This is a genomic window from Marivita sp. S6314 (assembly GCF_023015985.1).
GTDB lineage: Bacteria > Pseudomonadota > Alphaproteobacteria > Rhodobacterales > Rhodobacteraceae > Marivita.
Window position 1 is genome coordinate 21320 of sequence record NZ_JALKAO010000012.1, and the last position, 6000, is coordinate 27319.

General features: G+C 61.6%; 7 protein-coding genes. 5 read left to right on the forward strand and 2 right to left on the reverse strand.

Annotated features, from left to right (window positions below; all coding sequences use genetic code 11):
• Positions 1 to 115 precede the first annotated feature (115 nt).
• On the forward strand, positions 116 to 1180 hold the full coding sequence (locus MWU54_RS18260) for a Hint domain-containing protein (protein WP_247086630.1): 1065 nt from the start codon (positions 116 to 118) through the stop codon (positions 1178 to 1180).
• Between the two features lie 33 nt (positions 1181 to 1213).
• On the opposite strand, the gene MWU54_RS18265 is transcribed toward MWU54_RS18260, so the two are convergent.
• The gene (locus MWU54_RS18265) at positions 1214 to 1681 is read right to left on the reverse strand and encodes an SH3 domain-containing protein (RefSeq protein ID WP_247086644.1); all 468 of its coding nucleotides are present in this window, start codon (positions 1679 to 1681) and stop codon (positions 1214 to 1216) included.
• Positions 1682 to 1853: 172 nt separating this feature from the next.
• On the opposite strand from MWU54_RS18265, the gene MWU54_RS18270 reads away from it, so the two are divergent.
• Genes MWU54_RS18270 through speB form a run of 4 tightly spaced genes read left to right on the forward strand, consistent with a single transcriptional unit; the run spans position 1854 to position 4969 of the window.
• The gene (locus MWU54_RS18270) at positions 1854 to 2840 is read left to right on the forward strand and encodes a D-glycerate dehydrogenase (protein WP_247086632.1); all 987 of its coding nucleotides are present in this window, start codon (positions 1854 to 1856) and stop codon (positions 2838 to 2840) included.
• A gap of 49 nt (positions 2841 to 2889) precedes the next feature.
• Entirely contained in the window at positions 2890 to 3570 is a 681-nt protein-coding gene (gene pdeM / locus MWU54_RS18275) for a ligase-associated DNA damage response endonuclease PdeM (protein WP_247086634.1), read from the forward strand.
• Between the two features lie 26 nt (positions 3571 to 3596).
• A complete protein-coding gene (locus MWU54_RS18280) occupies positions 3597 to 4010 on the forward strand; it encodes a PaaI family thioesterase (RefSeq protein WP_247086636.1) in 414 nt (137 codons plus the stop codon).
• A gap of 11 nt (positions 4011 to 4021) precedes the next feature.
• Complete coding sequence (gene speB / locus MWU54_RS18285) at positions 4022 to 4969, forward strand: agmatinase (protein WP_247086638.1); 948 nt, start codon at positions 4022 to 4024, stop codon at positions 4967 to 4969.
• Between the two features lie 69 nt (positions 4970 to 5038).
• On the opposite strand, the gene folD is transcribed toward speB, so the two are convergent.
• Positions 5039 to 5941: a bifunctional methylenetetrahydrofolate dehydrogenase/methenyltetrahydrofolate cyclohydrolase FolD gene (gene folD / locus MWU54_RS18290; RefSeq protein WP_247086640.1), complete on the reverse strand. Its 903-nt coding sequence runs from the start codon at positions 5939 to 5941 to the stop codon at positions 5039 to 5041.
• Between the last annotated feature and the right edge of the window lie 59 nt (positions 5942 to 6000).

The following is a 6000-nucleotide window of genomic DNA, read 5'->3' on the forward strand; positions in this document are numbered from 1 at the left end:
TCACGGTCCACAGCAATTTTGCCATACTGATTCGGTCGAGCGGGATTTTGCCTGTTCTTGCGCCACGCAATGTTTACGCTGGTTAAAAATATAAGAAGAGCAGGCATACGGGACGATGGGAACGGCTTTCAATGGCACGTTCGTCATCTCTTGGTCGCAAACAACAATCGATACGCTTCAGGCGGCTCCGGTCGAATTCCTGAATGTTGGTGCGGCGTGGAGTTGGGCGGGCGACGCTGTCCGCGTGGACGGTCCAAACGATTTGTTGCGCCTTGAAGGTGCAGAGGGCGAAACCGAACGACGCAAGCGCGCGGCACGCATGGTGCGGCGACTTGTCGGTGCGGCTGTCGACGACACCAATGACCTGAACAAGATCGCGATTGATCACCCGATTGCCGACAAAAGCTTTGTCGTCACGGACGGGCACCAGACCTATACCGTAACGCTGATCGACTCCGGCACGCGCAAACCGCCCTTGCTGATGTTCCTCAACAATTTACCGCCCAAGGACAAGGACCTGTGGGTGGTGCATGCGTCGCTCAACACCTCCCTGCCCCAAAGCACAGCCGAACATCAGGGCGCTGTCATCTGCTTCACACCCGGCACGCAAATCCTGACGCCCGATGGTGTCCAGCGGATCGAGGACCTGCGCGAAGGTGATTACGTACAGACCAAGGACAATGGCTGTCAGCCAATCCAGTGGATGGGCCATCGCCGGATGAGTGGCGCGCGGCTGTTCGCGATGCCCAAGCTGCGCCCGATCCGGATTCGCGCCGGCGCTTTTGGCATGGATGAACCCGACGAGGATTTGCTGGTGTCTCCGGAACACCGGATGCTGGTCAAAGGCCGCGTCGCGCTTGATCTGTTCAACACACCCGAAGTTCTGGTGGCCGCACGTGATCTGATCGACCATGACCGCGTTTCCGTCGACCTGTCGATCCGCGAAGTGACCTATGTGCACATGCTGCTGCCGCAGCACGAAATCCTGTTCGCCAATGGTGTGCAGACCGAAAGTTTCCACCCGGCCAATGCCGCGCTGTCCACCCTCGACGCGCGCGACCGCGCGCGGTTGTCGGAAATGGTGCCAAAAGTCGAAGACAATCCGCAAACCTATGGCGGGTATGTCCGGCGCAACCTGTCGGCCTCCGAGGCCGCGATCCTTCTGCACGAAGCAGCGTAATCGCCGCGGCACGCGCCCTCTGGCAACGCCGCTTTATTCGAATTGCTCGTCAGGTTTGACGCCCCAGAATGCCCCCTTGCGGGCCCACCCCCGGTAACCACCTGCCGACAACTCGCACCACTCGATTTCGCATTTGCGCACCTCGGCAACCACTCCAAGCGACAATTGTGCATTTACCGGACTGGACAGATCAGGGCGTGCGTAAAGGTTCAGCATGTCTTTTTCGACTATCGCGGTCCGCACACCGGACAGCAGCGCATAATGCACCCAGCCCCCGGCCCCGTCCCGATCCTGCACTCGACGCCAGTGGCCATGCTCGGCCGTGATCTGCAACGGCATATTGCGGCGTTTGTAGACCCAGTCGATCCGGTGCGACAGCGACGGCCCACGCCGCACGTTGCCTTCGCTTGCCTTCATCGACACGAACCGTGGCAACGGCAAATTCGTCACCGATCCCCGCTCTGCCGCAAACGCAGGAGCGGTTGCAAACAGGCTTAGCATCAGCCCGGCGATCACACCGCCGCGCGACATCGTTCGAAACGAAAGCCAGCTCATAAAATGCGCCTCAACTTGCTCGGTTTTTTGGTTTTTTCCGGCAGGTTCTTGTGCCTGCCGCGCCTTTGGGACACTGTGCCAAAAGCTGACACCTCGGGGAAGTAGCGGGAGCCCTCACATGCCATCAAAACGTCTGAGTGTTGTTGTGACGCGACGCTTGCCGGACGCGGTCGAGACACGGTTGAAGGAACTCTTCGACGTCCGTCTGCGCGACACCGACACCCCCATGACCCAATCTGAACTGACTGCGGCGGTCAAACAGGCTGATGTGCTTGTGCCAACAGTCACCGACAAGATTGATGCAGGGCTGATTGGTCAGGCGGGTGAACAACTGCGATTGATTGCGAATTTCGGCGCGGGCGTCGATCACATCGACGTCGACACCGCACGCAGCCGGGGCATTCTCGTGTCGAACACGCCCGGCGTTGTCACCGAAGACACCGCCGACATGGTTCTGGCCCTGATGCTGGGTGTAACCCGCCGCATTCAGGAAGGCCTGAGCGTCATGCAAAGCGGCGAATGGGACGGTTGGGCGCCCACGGCCTTTCTTGGCGGACGTTTGGGCGGCCGGCGACTTGGCATCCTCGGCATGGGGCGGATCGGACAGGCCGTCGCCCGACGCGCACAGGCCTTTGGCATGCAGATCCATTATCACAACCGCCGCCGCCTGCGCGCCGAGGTCGAAGGCGCGCTGGGAGCGACCTATTGGGAAAGTCTCGACCAGATGGTCGCGCGGATGGATGTCATTTCGGTCAATTGCCCGCATACGCCCTCGACCTTCCACCTGCTCAACGCACGGCGTCTGAAACTGCTGAAACCCAGCGCCGTGATCATCAACACATCCCGTGGCGAAGTGATCGACGAAAACGCCCTGACCCGCATGCTTAAGGCAGGTGAACTTGCCGGGGCAGGATTGGACGTCTACGAACACGGCCATCGCGGCGCGCCGGAACTGCGCAACATGCCAAATGTCGTGATGCTGCCGCATATGGGATCGGCCACCGAGGAAGGCCGCCTTGAAATGGGCGAAAAGGTCATCATCAACGTCAAGACCTTTGCCGATGGGCACCGCCCGCCGGATCAGGTTGTCCCGGCCATGCTCTGATATCAACGTGCCTCTTGCCATTTTGGCAGAGGCACGCAATGAACAAACCATGAACACACTTGATTTCGACTTCCAGTCTGAAACCCTGACCGCCCTGCCCAGCGGCGCTTTGTTCTGGCGGGCGCAAAACCTGCTTGTCGTGTCAGACCTTCACCTTGGCAAATCCGCACGCGCCGCGCGCTTTGGTGGCGCACAGCTCCCGCCGTACGAAACCACCGAAACCCTGACGCGGCTGGCCACAGACCTGACCGCAACCGGGGCCAAGCGGGTGATCTGCCTTGGCGACAGCTTTGATGCCCCCAATCTGGACCGCGCCCTGCCCGAAGCCGATCGGCTGACGCTGACAACCCTTCAGGCCGGGCGCGACTGGGTCTGGATCGAAGGCAACCACGATCCCGGCCCTGTCGCCTTGGGCGGTGCGCATATGAAACATCTTTCGATTGGCCCGCTTTGCTTTCGGCACATTGCCGAACGGCCCCCTACACGTGGCGAGGTTTCGGGCCATTACCACCCCAAGGCCACGCTTTCGCTGCGCGGTCGCGCATTGACGCGGGCCTGCTTTCTTTTTGACGACACGCGCCTGATACTGCCTGCCTATGGCGCGTTTACCGGCGGTTTGCGCTGTGATGACCCGGTGCTGACGGCGCTGATGTCACCCGCCACGCAGGCCATCCTGACCGGGCCGAAACCCTGCAAAATCCCGATGCCGGGCCGCGCCCCCTTGTCTTGACCCGCATGGCATGATCACCTGCGCCCATGACGATTGATCCCCGTATTCAAAGCAGTTTTGACCGCCAATCCATGATGGCAACCCTGGGTGCCACGCTTCTGGAAACCGAAGACGGGCACGCCGTGATCACCGCCCCGATCCTACCCGGGTCCCGGCAGCAACAGGGCTTCGCCCATGCCGCGTTGACCTTTGCCATCGGTGACAGTGCCGCAGGCTACGCCGCGCTGACCCTGATCCCCGCCACCCAGGAAGTTGTGACCGCCGAGATCAAGATCAACCTGCTTGCCCCGGCCAAGGGCGACCGGCTGATCGCCCGCGGGCGCGTGATCAAACCGGGGCGACGTCTGATCGTGGTCACATCTGACGTCTACGCCGAAACCGATGGCACAGAACGCCATGTCGCCTGCCTGACCGGCACAATGATCCCCGTCAACCTGTGAAGGAGCCGCAAATGCCCAAATACAATCAACCGCTTGGCGGCAACGACTCGCCGCGCTTTTCCGGCCCCAACACCATGATGCGGCTCCCGGCCCACCCCACCGCAGAAGGACTGGACGCCTGTTTTGTCGGCATCCCGATGGACCACGGCGCATCAAACCGCCCCGGAACGCGGCTTGGCCCCCGGCAGATCCGCGAGGAAAGCCGGATGATGCGCCCCTACAATATGGCGACCGGCGCGGCCCCTTTCGAACACATGCAGGTGGCCGATATCGGCGACGTGCCGATCAACACGTTCGATCTCAAAAAGACCGTAGACATTATCACCGAGTTTTACCGCGAGGTGCTGTCCCACGGCACCATCCCGCTGACCCTCGGCGGCGATCACACTCTCACCTGGCCGATCCTGCGCGCGATCAAGGAAACGCACGGTCCCGTCGCCCTGATCCATGTCGACGCCCATGCCGACACCAGTGACGAGATGTTCGGCGAAAAAGAAGCCCACGGCACCCCGTTCCGCCGCGCCTGGGAAGATGGTTGCCTGCAAAACGACAAGGTCTGGCAGATCGGCCTGCGCGGGTCGGGCTACAGCCCCGACGACTGGAACTGGGCTCGAGATCAGGGCTGGACCGTGATCCCGTCCGAGCAGTGCTGGTACAAATCCCTGGCCCCCCTGATGGCCGACATCCGGGAAAAGATCGGCAATGCCCCGGTCTACCTGAGCTACGATATCGACAGCCTTGACCCGGCTTTTGCCCCCGGTACGGGCACAGTCGAAATGGGCGGGCTGAGCACCTGGCAAGCGCTGGAAATCGTCCGCGGATGCGCCGGTCTGAACCTCGTCGGCGGCGATCTGGTCGAAGTCTCACCACCGTTCGACACCACCGGAACAACCGCGCTCATTGCCTCGAACCTGTTGTTCGAAATGCTCTGCGCGATGCCCAAGGCGCAAAACGGATAAAGCCGGGCAAATGCCCGGCCTCCGCAGTTAGATATCAGGTGTAGGCCGGGCTTCAGCCCGGCACTTGGCTCAAGCCGTCAAACCCTCGGGCTCGTCCACACCGTTTGCCCGGCAACAGGCGGTCACGGTGTTGGCCAGCAAGCAGGCGATGGTCATCGGACCCACACCACCGGGCACCGGCGTGATGGCTCCGGCCACCTCGGCGCAGCTGTCGTAATGGCAGTCGCCCACCAGACGGCTCTTGCCCTCGCCCTTCTCGGGCGCATCAATACGGTTGATCCCGACGTCGATCACCGTCGCCCCCGGTTTGATCCAGTCGCCCGGCACCATTTCCGGACGGCCCACCGCGGCCACGACGATATCCGCACGGCGCACCACATCCGCCAGATCTTTGGTCCGGCTATGCGCAATTGTCACGGTACAGCTGTCGCCCAGCAAAAGCTGCGCCATCGGCTTGCCCACGATATTCGACCGCCCGATCACCACCGCATCCATGCCGGACAGGCTTCCGTGGTGATCGCGCAGCATCATCAGGCAGCCCAATGGCGTACAGGGCACCATGGACTTCTGCCCCGTGCCCAGCAGCCCCACGTTCGAGATATGGAACCCGTCCACATCCTTGGCCGGATCAATCGAATTGATGATCAGATCTTCGTTCAGATGTTTCGGCAGCGGTAGCTGCACAAGGATGCCATGCACCGCAGGATCCTTGTTCAGCTTGTCCACCACGGCCAGCAAATCAGCCTCTGACGTGTCGGCGTCAAGCTTGTGCTCGTAGGAGTTCATCCCCGCCTCGATCGTCTGCTTGCCCTTGGAGCGCACATAGACCTGGCTCGCAGGGTCCTCGCCCACCAGGACAACCGCCAACCCCGGCGTGATGCTGTGATCCGCCTTCAACCGTGCCACGTGCTCGGCCACCTGGCCGCGCACTTCGGCGGCAAAAGCCTTTCCGTCGATAACCTGTGCTGACATGGTCATGCTCCTTTTGGTGATCTGTGGGTCAGGATGGTGAGCGGTGGTCTATGTCGGAG